18 protein-coding genes are annotated in these 14,453 nt (G+C 48.0%); 10 read left to right on the top strand and 8 right to left on the bottom strand.

Annotated elements, in window-relative coordinates:
- Positions 1 to 166: 166 nt before the first annotated feature.
- The 5 genes from KB213_RS06175 to KB213_RS06195 form a co-directional block, all read right to left on the bottom strand.
- Positions 167 to 829 (bottom strand): sensor histidine kinase, encoded by a 663-nt coding sequence (locus KB213_RS06175; RefSeq protein ID WP_211681308.1) that lies wholly within the window; start codon positions 827 to 829, stop codon positions 167 to 169.
- A gap of 89 nt (positions 830 to 918) precedes the next feature.
- Entirely contained in the window at positions 919 to 1,635 is a 717-nt protein-coding gene (locus KB213_RS06180) for a hypothetical protein (RefSeq protein ID WP_211681310.1), read from the bottom strand.
- Entirely contained in the window at positions 1,619 to 1,744 is a 126-nt protein-coding gene (locus KB213_RS06185; protein ID WP_346266681.1) for a NepR family anti-sigma factor, read from the bottom strand. Before KB213_RS06185 ends, KB213_RS06180 begins: the two co-directional genes overlap by 17 nt.
- Before the next feature lie 277 nt (positions 1,745 to 2,021).
- Positions 2,022 to 2,588 (bottom strand): sigma-70 family RNA polymerase sigma factor, encoded by a 567-nt coding sequence (locus tag KB213_RS06190; RefSeq protein WP_211681312.1) that lies wholly within the window; start codon positions 2,586 to 2,588, stop codon positions 2,022 to 2,024.
- An 83-nt stretch (positions 2,589 to 2,671) separates the two neighbouring features.
- Positions 2,672 to 3,127 (bottom strand): sigma-70 family RNA polymerase sigma factor, encoded by a 456-nt coding sequence (locus KB213_RS06195; protein WP_211681685.1) that lies wholly within the window; start codon positions 3,125 to 3,127, stop codon positions 2,672 to 2,674.
- Positions 3,128 to 3,444: 317 nt separating this feature from the next.
- Here KB213_RS06195 and KB213_RS06200 point away from each other — a divergent pair, with 317 nt between their 5' ends.
- Entirely contained in the window at positions 3,445 to 4,170 is a 726-nt protein-coding gene (locus KB213_RS06200; RefSeq protein WP_211681314.1) for a response regulator, read from the top strand.
- Between the two features lie 57 nt (positions 4,171 to 4,227).
- The gene (locus tag KB213_RS06205; RefSeq protein WP_211681316.1) at positions 4,228 to 6,039 is read left to right on the top strand and encodes an ABC-F family ATP-binding cassette domain-containing protein; all 1,812 of its coding nucleotides are present in this window, start codon (positions 4,228 to 4,230) and stop codon (positions 6,037 to 6,039) included.
- A 7-nt stretch (positions 6,040 to 6,046) separates the two neighbouring features.
- Here KB213_RS06205 and KB213_RS06210 read toward each other — a convergent pair whose 3' ends face one another.
- Positions 6,047 to 7,030, bottom strand: coding sequence for a Gfo/Idh/MocA family protein (locus KB213_RS06210; protein ID WP_211681318.1), 984 nt, complete (start codon positions 7,028 to 7,030; stop codon positions 6,047 to 6,049).
- Between the two features lie 190 nt (positions 7,031 to 7,220).
- Here KB213_RS06210 and secD point away from each other — a divergent pair, with 190 nt between their 5' ends.
- Together secD and secF are read left to right on the top strand one after the other, a co-directional pair.
- Positions 7,221 to 8,762 (top strand): protein translocase subunit SecD, encoded by a 1,542-nt coding sequence (secD, locus tag KB213_RS06215; protein WP_211681687.1) that lies wholly within the window; start codon positions 7,221 to 7,223, stop codon positions 8,760 to 8,762.
- Between the two features lie 5 nt (positions 8,763 to 8,767).
- On the top strand, positions 8,768 to 9,700 hold the full coding sequence (gene secF, locus KB213_RS06220; RefSeq protein WP_211681320.1) for a protein translocase subunit SecF: 933 nt from the start codon (positions 8,768 to 8,770) through the stop codon (positions 9,698 to 9,700).
- A gap of 107 nt (positions 9,701 to 9,807) precedes the next feature.
- On the opposite strand, the gene KB213_RS06225 is transcribed toward secF, so the two are convergent.
- Both KB213_RS06225 and mscL read right to left on the bottom strand, forming a co-directional pair.
- Entirely contained in the window at positions 9,808 to 10,152 is a 345-nt protein-coding gene (locus KB213_RS06225) for a hypothetical protein (RefSeq protein WP_211681322.1), read from the bottom strand.
- 9 nt (positions 10,153 to 10,161) lie between these two features.
- Positions 10,162 to 10,614 carry a large-conductance mechanosensitive channel protein MscL gene (mscL, locus tag KB213_RS06230; protein ID WP_211681324.1) on the bottom strand — a complete coding sequence of 151 codons (453 nt, stop codon included), beginning with the start codon at positions 10,612 to 10,614 and terminating at the stop codon, positions 10,162 to 10,164.
- A 203-nt stretch (positions 10,615 to 10,817) separates the two neighbouring features.
- Between mscL and rpmE the strand changes: the two genes are divergently transcribed.
- The 6 genes from rpmE (at position 10,818) to KB213_RS06260 (ending at position 14,441) form a co-directional block, all read left to right on the top strand.
- Positions 10,818 to 11,042 (top strand): 50S ribosomal protein L31, encoded by a 225-nt coding sequence (rpmE, locus tag KB213_RS06235; RefSeq protein ID WP_068172002.1) that lies wholly within the window; start codon positions 10,818 to 10,820, stop codon positions 11,040 to 11,042.
- Between the two features lie 162 nt (positions 11,043 to 11,204).
- The gene (locus tag KB213_RS06240; RefSeq protein WP_211681326.1) at positions 11,205 to 11,657 is read left to right on the top strand and encodes an Hsp20 family protein; all 453 of its coding nucleotides are present in this window, start codon (positions 11,205 to 11,207) and stop codon (positions 11,655 to 11,657) included.
- A 191-nt stretch (positions 11,658 to 11,848) separates the two neighbouring features.
- On the top strand, positions 11,849 to 12,430 hold the full coding sequence (locus tag KB213_RS06245; RefSeq protein WP_211681328.1) for a DUF1013 domain-containing protein: 582 nt from the start codon (positions 11,849 to 11,851) through the stop codon (positions 12,428 to 12,430).
- 108 nt (positions 12,431 to 12,538) lie between these two features.
- Positions 12,539 to 12,739, top strand: coding sequence for a YdcH family protein (locus tag KB213_RS06250; protein ID WP_211681330.1), 201 nt, complete (start codon positions 12,539 to 12,541; stop codon positions 12,737 to 12,739).
- Positions 12,740 to 12,798: 59 nt separating this feature from the next.
- Positions 12,799 to 13,323 (top strand): 5-(carboxyamino)imidazole ribonucleotide mutase, encoded by a 525-nt coding sequence (gene purE, locus KB213_RS06255; RefSeq protein ID WP_211681332.1) that lies wholly within the window; start codon positions 12,799 to 12,801, stop codon positions 13,321 to 13,323.
- Positions 13,320 to 14,441 carry a 5-(carboxyamino)imidazole ribonucleotide synthase gene (locus KB213_RS06260; protein WP_211681334.1) on the top strand — a complete coding sequence of 374 codons (1,122 nt, stop codon included), beginning with the start codon at positions 13,320 to 13,322 and terminating at the stop codon, positions 14,439 to 14,441. Before purE ends, KB213_RS06260 begins: the two co-directional genes overlap by 4 nt.
- Positions 14,442 to 14,453: the final 12 nt, after the last annotated feature.

Here is a 14,453-nt window from a genome sequence, read left to right on the forward strand (position 1 = left end):
GGGGCCAAGACGAATGTTAGTCGGTAAGTTGTTCCTTCATCTTGTTCTACAGTGAATTCTGCATGTAGTTGCCGTGCGAAGCCGCGAATGAGCTGTCGTCCGATACCATCTAGGCGGTGGGTAGATAATTTTTCAGTTGAGCGCCCTGCTCCGGTATCTTTAAGGGTCAATGTGACGATTTGGTCTGGCTTGATCGGTTTTCACGCTTGAATGAAATAAAAATATTGCCTGTGTTTTTGTCGGGAAAAGCATGCCGCAAAGAATTGCTGAGAGCTTCAGTGATAATAAGTGTTATGGGGGATGCTTGAGAAGTTGGTATAAGTAAATTGTCGATGTCATGATGTATTTTTATATTATATTTTTTTGATATGTTTGAGGGGGTAAAAATATTGTTAATTATTTCTGGTATAAAAATAATGGCTTGTAAATGATTGTTTTCGATATTTTCATATAAGTGGTGATGCATAGAGGATATGGCGCGCACTCTGTCGCGTACTAAGCGAAACTCTTCTTGAGCTTCTGACGATTTAACGCGGTTTGCATGTAAATTTAATAAAGAGGCTATCACTTGTAGATTATTTTTAACTCTGTGATGAATTTCATGAATGAGGTGTTCTTGTTGTTGGATTGATTGCTTGAGCTCTTGTTCTCTTTTGTTAAGGTGGCGCGTGGCTCTTAGGAAAGAGCGTTCTAATTGTTTTATTTCAAGGGGGATATTTTTATTCTTATCCAGTGTAAAAATATGTCCTGTTTGCCATTCAGAAACGGAATGAGTTAATTTTTTTAGTGGAGTGATAAGGAAGTCTCTAGAAAAGGCTATTCCGATCATGAGTTCTATGAATATGGTTGTTAATATAACTCCTGCATTAAATATTAAATAGTTTTTATAATTTATATATTGATAAGATTTATTTTTTATCAAAACAACCCAATATAATTTTGTTTCTTTTTTATTGATATAGTTTTTTGGTTAAATTCTATTTCATCATATATTATATCATTATCTATATCATTAGATATGCGAGAGGCTATTTGTGGTGTAATATTTTGACTAATTTTTATAGGGTTTATTTTTGAGGCGATTTGATAAGAAATATTATTATTTTTGTATAAAAAATCACCGATATCTAATCTTAGGAAGATTTTTTTATTTTTATGCAGAATAAATATTTTCGTATTTTCCTGTATTATTTTAAGAAAATCACCCTGATTGAGGTATAGTTTTATATTATCCAAGCATGAATTTTGATAATCAAGATTATTAATGATAATTATGCAATATTTTTTATTCTCAATTTCATTAAGAAAATCACTAATATTATATATTTGTGATGGATCCATTGTTTTTTGATTAAAAAAATCTGATATTTTTTCAACATCAATTATTGAGCTGTGAATTTTTTCAAATATTTCGTCTGATTTTTTTTTGGATTCAATTGATGATTCATATTTATTTTGCTTGTAATAATTAATTTCTATCAATACAGAAATAAATGAGCTCGGAAAAGTGCTTAGTATTATTAATAATATTATTCTGGATTTAAACGTTTTCAAAATACGAAATGGGTACAGATTGGAAAAATACTTTAAATTAATTCCAGTCTTATTGGGGGTGTCTTTAACGATTTCGGTCATCTTCGATTAATTTAAGTAAATCCTCAGGGATAGGTTCATGAGCGATATCGTCGAAAAGCTTATGAAGGCCGCGACTTAGCCAAATGCCAAAAGGGGTTTCATCGTGCATTATGGATGTCTCCAGTGCGGCGTCTTTTGTGTCCTGTTTATGTTTTTCGCTGCCGTTCATAGTCTTTAAAGTGGCCTTTCCTACGGTGTTATGAACGGTGCATTCACTGGAGAATAAACAGATGAGTTAAGCTTTGGTTGCACAAAAGCTCTAAAAAAGAGATAACTCGTTGTATATATTTCATTATATTACCAAGTGAATAACAGAAAATGTTTTTTTGGTCTATCTGAACATTAATTAATAAAAATGAAGCCTGTATTTAATTTTTTGAATTTTTTCAAAAGAAACTTTCTATATCTTGTGAGTTCGCATTATTTTTCAAACTTTCTCGTAATGCTTGTACTTTTATACGAAGTTTATCGTTGCTAGGAAGGTCGCCACTCATCCATGCTTCGAGTTGTCGGCGGGCACGAAATACCCGGCTTTTGGCAGTGCCAACGGCGCAGTTGGTCGCTTCAGCTAGATCCTCATAGCTCATGCCATGAATGACGACCATTATGAGTGCCTCGCGTTGGTCGGGTGGTAGGTGTGTGAGTGCTAATGACAGATCCTTTAGGGCAAGCGTGTCTTCGTGAGTGGCTGAACTTGCGAATGTTGCGGCGGGAACGTCTTCAATGTCGGTGGTATCACGGCGTTTACGTAAATCTGAAATGAAGCGATTGCGAAGAATGCGATGTATCCAGGCCGAAAAGTTCGTTCCAGGAATGAAGCTATGTTGAGCCGCCAAGGCATTGCATATTGCATCTTGAACAAGGTCTTCTGCTGCCGCACGGTTACGCGTTAGAGCAAAGGCTTGTACGCGCAGCTTGGGTATGATTTTTATCACTTGGTCGTGGAACGTCATGATGTGTCTCCCGGATGCATGGCAGCTTTCATGAGATGAATGAACCAAGAGAAGAGATCGTTGCATTGAGAAGGGTTTTATTTTTAGATTTTTTCTTTGAGGTCATTTAATAGACTACGTGCTCTTGATACGCGTGCCTTTATGGTTCCTGCTGGGGTATTGCAGATTGCACCGGCTTCATCGTAACTTAATTCTTGTGCTCCAACGAGTATGAGAGCTTCTCGTAAAATATCAGGTAATTGCCACAAGAGTTCATCTAGTTCGCGGATTGTATCTTGTGCTGTGTGCGGGGTGCTTTGTTCTTCATGCGCCGGAGGCGTGGAGCTTAATTGTTTTAGAACTTCGCATTCTTTATTATTGCGACGGTATTGTTCGTAAAAAATATTGCGTTGAATCGTGAATAGCCAGGCTTTGAGTGACGTGCCTGGAGTGTATTGTGAGCGGGCTGCGAGTGCACGTGTTACGGTGTCTTGTACAAGGTCATCTGCTGCTGCTGGGGTACGGGTTAAAAAACGCGAAAAAGCACGTAAATGAGGCAGTGTTTTTACAAGATTTTGATGAAAATGGGCGTTTTCAGAGTGCTCTGAAGGTGTGGTTTGGTTATTAGGGTTTTGTGATTTTGGAATATTATCCAAAAAATATTCCTTTTTTGTAAAAAATATCTAATGAGTGTGAAATATAGAATATCATAACGAGCTTTCTCTTTGATTTCGGTTCCTTTTTATTCGTATAGGCCAATAAGATTTTTGATGCTACGATAAGAGTTGTTAAAGACATTAAATGTGCATTTTTTAGAAGGTAGCGCTTCAATTGTGTGGGCGTTAATTTTTAATTCGCGCAAGGAGAGACGATCATAATGCCATCTGCTTCGCGTCAGGATTTAATTGCCGCCCTACCCTATGCGCGTCGTTATGCACGAGCCTTGACGGGGACCCAAAAATCCGGTGATGCGTTGGTTGCATGTGTTCTACGGGACCTTACAGATGGTCTCGATGAGACTTTGTCGGTGCGGGGAAACCTTTACCGGTATTTAACCATGGCGTTTGATAATACAATTGAACAAAGCCTGACTTTAGAGCAGCGTGCTTTGCTGTTGCTGACCTTTTTGGAAGGTCAATCTTTCCCAATGGCAGCGCGGATTTTAAAGTTGGATGATGATTATGCTTCTGGCGTTCTAGAAGCCGCGCGTGAAATTTTAGAAAATAATACGCGCACCAGCGTTCTGATTATTGAAGACGAGCCTATTATAGCCATGGATATTCAGGGCTTGGTGGAGCAATGTGGGCATCATGTTGTTGGTGTGGCGCATAATGAATCAGAAGCTATTCGCATTGCTGCTGAAACTAAGCCTGGGCTGATTTTGGCAGACATCAATCTTGGGATTGGCGGGGATGGCCTACACGCTATCAGCCGTATTTTGGAAGCTCACAAAACGCCTGTTATTTTTGTGACCGCGTATCCCGAGCGTCTTTTGACCGGAGAATCGCAAGAGCCGTCTTTCGTTATTTCAAAGCCTTTTGAGCCAATGGCTCTGTCTGTTGCGACATATCAGGCGATAATGGGAAGTTCTCTGGTTGTTTGATTGTTTCCTGCGAGATCGCTCTTGCAGGAAAATGGGTGCTGATACACATAGGTTTTCATGTCAGCACCAATTCTTCATCTTCAAAATATTACGTTTACATTGGGCGGTCGCCCTCTCCTCGATGGCGCTGAGTTAAGCGTTACGCCGGGTGAGCGTGTGTGTTTGGTCGGGCGTAATGGCTCGGGTAAATCGACGCTCCTGAAAATGGCTTCAGGGGATTTGCAGCCTGATAGCGGCACAGTGTTTATTCAGCCGGGCGTTAAGGTACATTACCTCGCTCAAGAGCCTGATTTCAGTGCTTTTAAGACAACGTTCGATTGTGTTGCAGCGAATCTAGATGAGACTGAGACGTATCGTGCCCGCGCGATGTTAGTGGAACTCGGTCTTACTGGTGATGAAGCTTGTGACAGCTTGTCAGGGGGGGAAGTGCGCCGGTGCGCATTGGCGCGTGCTTTGGCGGAAGAACCTGATCTTTTGTTATTGGATGAACCGACCAACCATTTGGACCTTCCAACCATTTCATGGTTGGAGCGAGAGCTCTCAGCTTCACGTTGTGCCATGATCGTGATTAGCCATGACCGTCGCTTATTAGAGACGTTGTCGCGTAGTGTGGTGTGGTTGGAGCGAGGGCAAACGCGCCGTTTGGATCAAGGTTTTGCACGTTATGAAGAGTGGCGTGAAGAGGTTTTGGAGCAAGAAGAGCAAGACGCTCATAAGCTGGATCGTGAGATTGCGCGTGAAGAGCACTGGATGCGCTATGGCGTGACAGCACGCCGGAAGCGTAATGTCCGGCGCGTGGCTGAACTTGCGGCATTGCGTGAGAAGCGGCGTGATGTTTCCTCGCGCGGGAATGGCACTCTGCGTATGGATGCGAGCGAAGCCGATGCAGGCGGGAAGATCGCTGTTTCCGTTGAGGGGCTGACATGGCGCTATGACGAGCGTGTACTGGTCGATAATCTTGATTTACGTTTAATGCGTGGAGACCGTTTGGGGCTGGTCGGAGCGAATGGTGCCGGGAAAACCACACTGATCCGTCTCTTAACGGGGCGCGTGTCTCCGCAAGAGGGTACGGTATGGATTGGACCGTCGATTTCCATGGTGACGTTGGATCAGCAGCGTGAAGCGCTTGATCCGAAGATGACCTTGGCAGATACATTGACCGGTGGGCATGGCGAAATCGTGCAGGTGGGCGATGAGCGCCGGCATGTTATTGGTTATATGAAAGACTTTTTGTTTCGTCCGGAACAAGCACGCACACCCGTTGGAAAATTGTCGGGTGGAGAGCGTGGACGCCTTGCGTTGGCGTGCGCTTTGGCTAAGCCTTCTAACTTGATGGTGTTGGACGAACCAACCAACGATCTTGATCTTGAGACGCTGGATCTTTTGCAGGATATGCTCACGGATTATGCCGGTACGGTTCTGCTTGTGAGCCATGATCGTGACTTTTTAGATCGTGTGGCGGGTTCTGTTCTGGTTGCTGAAGGCGATGGCCGCTGGATTGAATATGCCGGTGGTTATTCTGATATGTTGGCGCAGCGTGGTGGCAAAGCTCCATCAGGACGCGAGCAACCTTTGGGTGATACGGCTGATATAACGCCGAAAAAAGCTGTAAAAACAGAAAAGAAGCAAGTTAAGCTTAGTTATAAAGATAAGCGGGCCTTGGAATTGTTGCCGGGACAGATGGCCAAGCTTGAGGCTGAGGCAACATCTTTACGTGAGGCTTTGGCGGACCCCACTTTATATGGGCGGGATCCAAAGATGTTTGAGAAGGCGACAGCTCGTCTTCAAGCGGCTGAAGATGAGTTAGCTACAGCTGAAGAGCAATGGCTGGAGCTGGAAATGAAAAAAGAAGAGCTTGAAGCCGGTTGAACCGGCTTCACAGCTTGATGAGGCCAGAAGCCTCCATCACTTGGCGGGCTTGCGTGATGCTTTCTGTAACGCGCAAGGCTGCATCAAGTGCGCGGATCCCCGCTTGAGCATCCACGAGAACAGGGGCGCCATCTAAGCATGATGCTGCAAAAGCGTCATGTTCAGCGGCAAGATTGTCATGGTCGCGCCATGAGATGCCCTCTCTGCGATAACCCCCTGTGCCGGGCAGTGGCAATCCGCGTTCTTTGCTGATGAAGCTGAGTTTTCGCTCCATGAAATCAGCAGATAAATATCCCTCTTGTGAGAAGATACGCATACGGCGTTCTGTCTTGAGAGAGATGCGGCTGGCTGTGATGGTGGCTACGCAGCCATTTTCGAATCGTACGCGTGCATTCGCAATATCTTCATGTGGGCTCGATACGGCCGCGCCGATGGCATCAATGCTTTCAATAGGGCTATCAACGATGGCGAGGACGAGATCTAGGTCATGGATCATGAGATCTAAAATGACCGAAACATCTGTGCCACGTGGTTTATAAGGAGCGATGCGGGTTGCTTCGATATAAAGAGGTGCCGTAATTCGCTCGGTAATAGCGCGGTGCTCAGCGGAATAGCGCAGCAAATGACCGACTTGTAAGATTTTTTGATTACGTTCGGCGCATTCGGCGAGCTTATGTGCTTCTTCACGCGTGGCCGCGATGGGTTTTTCGACTAGTACGTGCTTTCCAGCATCTAACGCTTGAGAGGCAAGCGTATAGTGATATTCTGCAGGGGCCGCGACAATGACGGCATCAACGCGCATTAAAAGGTCATCAAGGCTGGTTGCGGGGCTGCATCCAGCCTCTCCTGCAACAAGAGCTGCGCGTGCAGGGTCTGGATCATAAAGCCCAATAAGCTCTTCGCGCGGGTTGGCGGCAGCTTTAAGGGCATGAAAACGCCCAAAGTGCCCTGCTCCAATGATGCCGACCCGCAGCTGTCGTTTTGTGTTCATGCCTACTCTCATCATGCACAATACGACTAACAGTCGTAGAGGCTTCCGTATAGCACAAGGGCTGACAAGCGTGCAGAAAGGTTGCATCGTGTTGTGAGAATAGGCATGGTCCCGGCCATGTGCTGGTGGCTTTGCTGCCGATTTTGATCTGTTGACCTAATTCAAGCCGAGGGCGCCCCGTTCCGTCATGATGTATTATAGTCGGCTCAGATTGCTTGGCGTCGCAGGCGTTTGCCTGCTGGGCGTTTTGCTCTGTCTGCCCAATTTCCTAAAAGCACCTTCCTCATCCCTGCCCTGGCGGCAAATCCATCTTGGGTTGGACTTGAAGGGTGGTTCGTATCTTTTACTTCAGTTGGATCTGAAGTCTTTAGAGCATGATCGTCTTTTAAGCCTGCAAGATCAGGCGCGTCAGGCGTTGTTGGATCATGGGCTTGGATACCGTGATTTTGTTCGTGATGATGCGACGCAACGTCTGAGTTTCACGCTGCGTAGTGATGCGGAGCGTGATTCTGTTCTGTCGACATTGCGTGCTGTACCCACAGCTGTACCGAATGAATTTCAGGTTACAGCGGCAGGTGAACGTATTGATCTGGTTTTGCAGCATGACGCGATGTTGGCCCGCGCACGGGATGCTGTGGCGCAGTCTATTGAGATTGTACGTCGCCGTATTGATGCGACGGGTGCCATTGATCCGAGCATTGCCCGTGAAGGCGATGACCGTATTGTGGTGGAGTTGCCGGGTGTCTCTGATCCGGAGCGAATTAAGACGCTGCTAGGTACGACCGCGCGTTTGACCTTCCGTCTGCTTGCGCCGAACCCGACGGCTGCGTCCCCCGGTTCAACAATGCTGGAAGATATCAGCACGCACACGCAGCTTGCTGTGCAAGACCATGTGGATGTGGATGGCACGGATCTGACCAATGCAGGTGCTGTGATTGATCAACAATCTGGCGGTTGGGCGGTGACGTTCCAACTTAACAGCACCGGGGCAAGTGCCTTCGGGAATGTGACGCGTGCGAATGTTGGTCGTCGTTTTGCGATTGTGTTGGATAACAAAGTTATCGAAGCGCCGAACATTATTAACCCGATTACGGCGGGTAGTGGTCAGATCACAGGCGGTTTTGATGCGCGCAGTGCATCCGATTTGGCTCTTTTACTGCGTGCGGGCGCCCTGCCCGCTCCGTTAGCTGTGATTGAGCAGCGTAGTATTGGACCAAGCCTTGGCGCCGCCTCAATTCATGCGGGCGTTATTAGTCTCGCGGCTGGGTTTGTGCTCGTTGTCGCGTTTATGGTTTTGTTCTATGCGCGCTTTGGCCTTTATGCAGATATTGCCCTGCTGGCGAACTTAGTTTTGATGGTTGGTATCTTGTCTCTGTTCCAAGCGACATTGACCTTGCCGGGTATGGCGGGGATGCTGTTGACCCTTGGTATGGCAGTTGATGCTAATATCTTGATCAATGAGCGTATTCGGGAAGAAGTGCAGCGTGGGCGTGGTGTTCTCCAAGCTTTGCAAGCGGGCTTTGACCGTGCCACGGGGACCATTATTGACAGTAACGCAACGGCATTCCTTGCCCACGTCATGCTGTTTGTATTTGGTACGGGGCCGGTGAAGAACTTTGCTCTGACCATTACCATTGGTATTGCCACGACGTTGTTTACAACCCTGGTCCTGTCTCGGTTGTTAATCGTGCGGTGGTATGCCGTGACCCGCCCCTCTAAGCTTCCGGTTTGAACGCCATGCTCTCTCGTCCTCTTTTTCGATTTGTTCGTGACGGCCAGCGCATTGCGTTTATGCGAGGACGTCATATGGGGTTGGTCGTTTCGGCTGTTTTGTCCGCGGCGTCCTTGTTGCTGTTTTTTCAGCCCGGTTTGAAGCTGGGTTTGGATTTTCGCGGCGGTATTGTGGTGGAGGCGCAAACTGCGGCTCCAGCGAATATCAATCAGTTGCGCTCGGCTTTGGATCAGGCGGGCATCCATCCCGATGCAGTGCAATCTTTTGGTTCGGATCGTGATGTGCGTATCTCGGTTAGTGCGCCTGAAGGCGCAGATCGTGAAGCGCGCACTCAGCAAATCGTTGACCGCGTTAAGAACACTCTGGCCAAGGCTGCACCGGGTACGCAAATTCAGCGTGCTGATGCTGTCGGGGCGTCTGTGTCCCATGAGTTGTTCCGCAATGGGCTCCTGGCGCTAGGTTTAAGCTTGGGGATGATCCTTGTTTATATCTGGGTGCGTTTTGAGCGAGAATTTGCGATCAGCGCCGTCCTTACTCTGGTGTTGGATCTGACTAAAACGATCGGTTTTCTGGCCATTACACGTTTTGAGTTTGATCTAGTGATGGTCGCAGCACTGCTGACCATTCTTGGTTACTCCACCAATGATAAGGTGGTTGTGTATGACCGTATCCGTGAAAACCTACGGAAATATCGAACCATGCCGTTGCGTGAGGTCTTGGACCTGTCCATCAACGAAACGCTGAACCGTACGCTTGGGACGTCTATGACTGTCTTTCTGGCGGCCCTGCCCTTGGCTCTGTTTGGTGGAAGTACGTTGACGGGTTTTGCAACCGTGATGTTGTTCGGCATCGTTGTCGGCACGTCATCATCTATTTTTATTGCAGCACCACTCTTGTTGCTTTTGGGTAAGAAGCGCCTACGCCCATCCGGTGAGTGAATGGATTAGTCTCTGACGTGACCGGGTGGAAAAGCCACTTCTCCGTGTAGGAGGGTGGCTTTTTTTATTGTGTGATGAGGGGATTCGGCCTTTGTGTCGAAATGTTATTATCGTTCAATATAAGATAATAAATCCGATAAGGCTTTGGTGGCCTGAATATCATTGGTGTTTGGCGCAGAGTCATGGTGTTGAAGGTGCTTCTTGAGAGCATTTTCAACAGTTTGTCGAGCCGTATGGTCCAAAGCAATGACGTGATCTAGGTCATTGGAGTGGAGTGTGCCTGTTATGAAGGCGCCGCGCGCAATGCCGTGAATAATTAAATATGTATAAAGTGGGGCATTGGGGGATGCGATGACTGGCTTAGGCTGGAGAGTGGCGCAGCCTAGAGAAGAAATCAGAAGCAGTGCTGCCGCAAGGTGTGTAACCTTGCGGCAGAAAAGTGCTAAGCGCATTGAAAGTTCTTAGCGGCTTGCAAGCAGGTCACGAATTTCTGTCAACAGAACTTCTTCTTTGCTTGGTGCTGGCGGAGCGGCTGGAGCTGCTTCCTTCTTGCGGTAAAGCTTACCAACAAGGCGCACGACCCAGAAAATGAAGAAGGCTACGATGACGAACTGAATAACGGCGTTCAAGAAAACACCAATGTTCAGCGTAACGGCGCCAGCTTTTTGTGCTTCAGCCAAGGTCGCCAGATGTGGGCCCTTCAGCGTGATGAACAAGTTGGTGAAGTCAACACCGTTGGTCGCAAGGCCGATCAGAGGTGTGATGATGTCTTTAACAGCGCTGGTAACGATTGCTGTGAAGGCAGCGCCGATGACAACACCGACAGCGAGGTCAAGGACATTGCCGCGCAGAAGGAATTTTTGGAAGTCAGCAACCCAACCTGGGGTGTGGACTACGCCTTTGGAATCACTCAAGGTAATCTCCTAAAAAAACATGGGTGTTCTTACTTCAACGATAACGGGGGCGAGAGGTTTCCGAGGGATTTGCAGGAAACGTTCGATAATTAAGACAAAAAACGCTAAAAAGTCTTCTTTCATCTCGCGCTTAATTCCGTTATATGGCCCCAATTAAGTCGCCCCGGTCGGTATCGGGGCATTGCGTTATGGAGTGAAGAACCATGAAGTCCGATATCCACCCCGATTACCACGAAATCACCGTCATCCAAACAGATGGCACCGAATACAAGACCCGTTCTTGCTACGGCAAGCCAGGCGCAACGCTGCGTCTCGACGTTGACCCGAAGTCACATCCGGCTTGGACGGGTGTTCAGCGTATGCTCGACACCGGAGGCCAGGTTGCTAAGTTCAACAAGCGCTTCGCTGGTATCGGCACGCGTAAGTAATAAGCTCCTGAGCTTTTCGATCGCCCCTCTTGTAGGGGCGATTTTTTTGCCTATCTGAGTCGTAATCCTGATGCCGTTGATGGGTCAGGGGTCGGTTGCTCCATATCGTGTCGCCATTTGGGACAAAGATTGGGAGATTAAGCCTGCCAGATAGGAGGTTCTATGAGTTACGATTTTTCGCCTCTGCTGAGGAGTGCGATTGGTTTTGAGCGTTTTGCACATTTAGCTGCAACGGCACATGCCAAAGAAGCGGTCAACTATCCACCATATAATATCGAAAAAATTGGCTCCACCGATTATGCTGTGACAATGGCTATTGCGGGGTTTGACGCACAAAATATTCATGTAATTCATGAAAATGGTGTGTTGATTATACGCGGTCGCATTGCAGAGAATGAGCGTACGCGGGAGCTTGTACATAGGGGGATTGCAACGCGTCCTTTTGAAAAGCGTTTTGCATTAGCTGATTATAGTGAAGTGACGCAGGCTCATTTGGCGAATGGCATATTGTCCGTGACTGTAAAGCAGGTTTTGCCAGATGATCGATGCACTAAGGTGATCCCGGTCATGACAGAATGTAGCAGCAACGCTGAGAGCCTTCCCTATCAAGGGTAAAAATGCGTGGTAACACGCTTATATGCGGGTTAATACTTGACCTATGGGGTGGTGCTGCCCCATAGGAAGAGCACTATCGCTGTGCATCCTGCAGGTGCCGCGACTATGTTCCCGAGCGGTTCTGCCCTCTGGGTCTTCCGCTAGGTGCCTGCGTTTGCTGGCACTTTAGCGCCCCTGAAGGAACGCACATTATGACCCTTCCCTTGATGCCAAAAGCGACCGCTGTGTGGTTGATCGAAAAAACTGGCCTGACATTTGTTCAGATTGCTGAATTTTGTGGCATGCACCCGCTGGAAGTTCAGGCTATTGCGGATGGTGAAGTGGCCGCGGGCATTAATGGTTATGACCCGGTACAAAACCATCAAGTCACGGCTCTTGAAATCAAGCGCTGTGAATCAAACCCAGATGCACGCTTGAAGATTTCATCCGCCGCAAGTCCGGTTAAGCGCCGTGCAAAAGGTGCACGCTATACCCCTGTCGCGAAGCGTAATGACCGTCCAGATGCGATTGCATTTGTGCTGCGCCAGTTCCCACAATTGGCTGAAACGCAGATTGTTAAGCTGTTGGGTACGACCAAAGATACCATTATCAAGGTTCGTGACCGTCAGCATTGGAATAGCCCCAATATTAAGCCGCGCGACCCCGTGATTCTCGGTCTTTGCACACAGACGGATCTTAACGCTGCTGTTGCGGCGGCTAATGATCGTTTGGCTCGTGAAGGTCAAGCATTGCCTGTTGTTGATGCGTTCCCTGTGCGTGGCGACGAAGACTGAATTTTGTGATTGACGGGGCTGTGTATTACATGGCTCCGTTATGATTATTCTGAATATGGGTTGTGTCTCATCGTTCATGGTAAGATGAAACGGTAGGAGAGCATGCAGATGATCACTGATGACAGTTTGATGTTGCGCCGTTTGCATGAATTGCGCAGTGAGCATCGTGACCTAAACACTGTTATTGGGCGTTTGATCAGCCATCCCCTGAATCAGCTCCAAATTCTTCGTCTTAAAAAGCGCAAATTGCAGCTTAAAGATGAGATTTCGAGGATTGAGACGCGCCTTATTCCGGACGATATTGCCTAGCGTTTTCGTTTAGGTCATCACCCTTCCCTTTTGTTCATAAGAAAAGTTTGTTCCTGAGCATGAGCCAGACTCTTAACCAGACCGAAACGCTTGTCTCTGATGCGCCTGTGCGTGTTGGTGTCATTATGGGAAGCCAGTCTGACTGGGAAACCATGCGGCATGCTTGTGATGTGTTAGAGGCACTCGGCATTGCGCATGAGCGCCGGATTGTTTCTGCACATCGTACGCCGGACCGGTTGGCGGACTATGCCCGGACCGCACGGGATCGTGGCTTGCATGTTGTGATTGCGGGGGCTGGTGGTGCGGCTCACCTGCCCGGTATGTGTGCGGCGTGGACGAGCCTGCCTGTACTGGGTGTGCCTGTTGAAAGCCATGCATTGCGCGGGCAAGATAGCTTGCTGTCGATCGTGCAAATGCCCGGTGGCGTACCAGTCGGAACGCTTGCTATTGGTAAGGCTGGTGCCAAGAATGCTGGGTTGTTGGCCGCTTCAATCTTGTCTTTGGCTGACCCAGAATTGGCTGCACGTTTGGATGCGTGGCGTGGCACGCAGACGGCATCTGTTGGGGATGTGCCAGTCGAATGATCGATCAACACGCGGTTTTCGCTCCCGGCAGTACGATTGGTATTATTGGTGGCGGCCAGTTGGGCCGGATGTCTGCTATGGCAGCAGCACGTTTGGGGTATCGGGTTCATATTCTGAATACTGCTGCGACAAGCCCTGCCATTGAAGTCTCGGCCTCAGCGACGGTCGGTTCTTATGATGACCCGGAAGCTTTGAAGGCATTCGCGGAAAAATGCGATGTCGTGACGTTTGAGTTTGAGAATGTTAGCGCTGAAGGCTTGGCGCTTTTGGAGCGTTACAGGCCCGTACGGCCAGCGGGTGCGATTTTACAGGTTAGCCAAGACCGTATTTTGGAAAAAACCCGTTTAACGCAGGCGGGTGTGTCGTTGGCCCCTTGGCGTGCGGTACACGGCCCGGACGATCTTGCGTCTTTGCATGATTTTGGTTTCCCACTCATTTTGAAAACAACGCGTTTTGGCTATGATGGGAAGGGACAATTTCGGGTTGCTGATGCTGCGGAATTGGATGCCCTTCAGGACTTGCCTTACCCGCTTGTTGCAGAAAAGCGTATCGATTTTGCACGTGAATTAAGTGTCATGGTTGCGCGTGGTTTGGATGGTCAAACACGTTGTTTCGACACAGTAGAAAACCGTCATCGTGACGGTATTTTGGACATTACCTTAGCACCGGCACCGATTGCGCCGGCTTTGGCGCAAGAAGCACAATCTATGGCTGTGCGTATTGCAGAAGAGCTTGAGCTAGTGGGTCTGATGGGTGTGGAAATGTTCCATGCGGCAGATGGCTCTTTACTGGTTAATGAGATTGCGCCGCGCCCTCATAATTCGGGCCATTGGACGATGAATGCATGTCTGGTGGATCAGTTTGAAATGCATATCCGTGCGGTAACGGGGTTGCCACTTCCCTCTGCCACCCGCCACTCTGATGCTGTGATGCATAATTTGATCGGCCCGGATGATATGGCGCGTGTCCCCGCTATTTTAGCTGCGGATGATATGGCGTTGCATCTTTATGGAAAAAATGATGCTCGTCCGGGACGAAAGATGGGGCATGTGAATAGTATTTTCCCCAAAGGAGCGCTTCCGGGTGAATTGGCATTAAATCATCTTTTGCCACGTTAGAAGATCCGCACT

This window comes from Neokomagataea anthophila, from assembly GCF_018122595.1.
Lineage (GTDB): Bacteria > Pseudomonadota > Alphaproteobacteria > Acetobacterales > Acetobacteraceae > Gluconobacter > Gluconobacter anthophilus.

What these genes read in the sequence shown, in the direction of transcription:
- KB213_RS06175 (WP_211681308.1), bottom strand. Translation starts at nt 829, where the DNA reads ATGATCGGAATAGCCTTTTCTAGAGACTTCCTTATCACTCCACTAAAA.
- KB213_RS06180 (WP_211681310.1), bottom strand. Translation starts at nt 1,635, where the DNA reads ATGACCGAAATCGTTAAAGACACCCCCAATAAGACTGGAATTAATTTA.
- KB213_RS06185 (WP_346266681.1), bottom strand. Translation starts at nt 1,744, where the DNA reads ATGCACGATGAAACCCCTTTTGGCATTTGGCTAAGTCGCGGCCTTCAT.
- KB213_RS06190 (WP_211681312.1), bottom strand. Translation starts at nt 2,588, where the DNA reads ATGACGTTCCACGACCAAGTGATAAAAATCATACCCAAGCTGCGCGTA.
- KB213_RS06200 (WP_211681314.1), top strand. Translation starts at nt 3,445, where the DNA reads ATGCCATCTGCTTCGCGTCAGGATTTAATTGCCGCCCTACCCTATGCG.
- KB213_RS06205 (WP_211681316.1), top strand. Translation starts at nt 4,228, where the DNA reads ATGTCAGCACCAATTCTTCATCTTCAAAATATTACGTTTACATTGGGC.
- KB213_RS06210 (WP_211681318.1), bottom strand. Translation starts at nt 7,030, where the DNA reads ATGAACACAAAACGACAGCTGCGGGTCGGCATCATTGGAGCAGGGCAC.
- secD (WP_211681687.1), top strand. Translation starts at nt 7,221, where the DNA reads ATGTATTATAGTCGGCTCAGATTGCTTGGCGTCGCAGGCGTTTGCCTG.
- secF (WP_211681320.1), top strand. Translation starts at nt 8,768, where the DNA reads ATGCTCTCTCGTCCTCTTTTTCGATTTGTTCGTGACGGCCAGCGCATT.
- KB213_RS06225 (WP_211681322.1), bottom strand. Translation starts at nt 10,152, where the DNA reads ATGCGCTTAGCACTTTTCTGCCGCAAGGTTACACACCTTGCGGCAGCA.
- rpmE (WP_068172002.1), top strand. Translation starts at nt 10,818, where the DNA reads ATGAAGTCCGATATCCACCCCGATTACCACGAAATCACCGTCATCCAA.
- KB213_RS06240 (WP_211681326.1), top strand. Translation starts at nt 11,205, where the DNA reads ATGAGTTACGATTTTTCGCCTCTGCTGAGGAGTGCGATTGGTTTTGAG.
- KB213_RS06245 (WP_211681328.1), top strand. Translation starts at nt 11,849, where the DNA reads ATGACCCTTCCCTTGATGCCAAAAGCGACCGCTGTGTGGTTGATCGAA.
- KB213_RS06250 (WP_211681330.1), top strand. Translation starts at nt 12,539, where the DNA reads ATGATCACTGATGACAGTTTGATGTTGCGCCGTTTGCATGAATTGCGC.
- purE (WP_211681332.1), top strand. Translation starts at nt 12,799, where the DNA reads ATGAGCCAGACTCTTAACCAGACCGAAACGCTTGTCTCTGATGCGCCT.
- KB213_RS06260 (WP_211681334.1), top strand. Translation starts at nt 13,320, where the DNA reads ATGATCGATCAACACGCGGTTTTCGCTCCCGGCAGTACGATTGGTATT.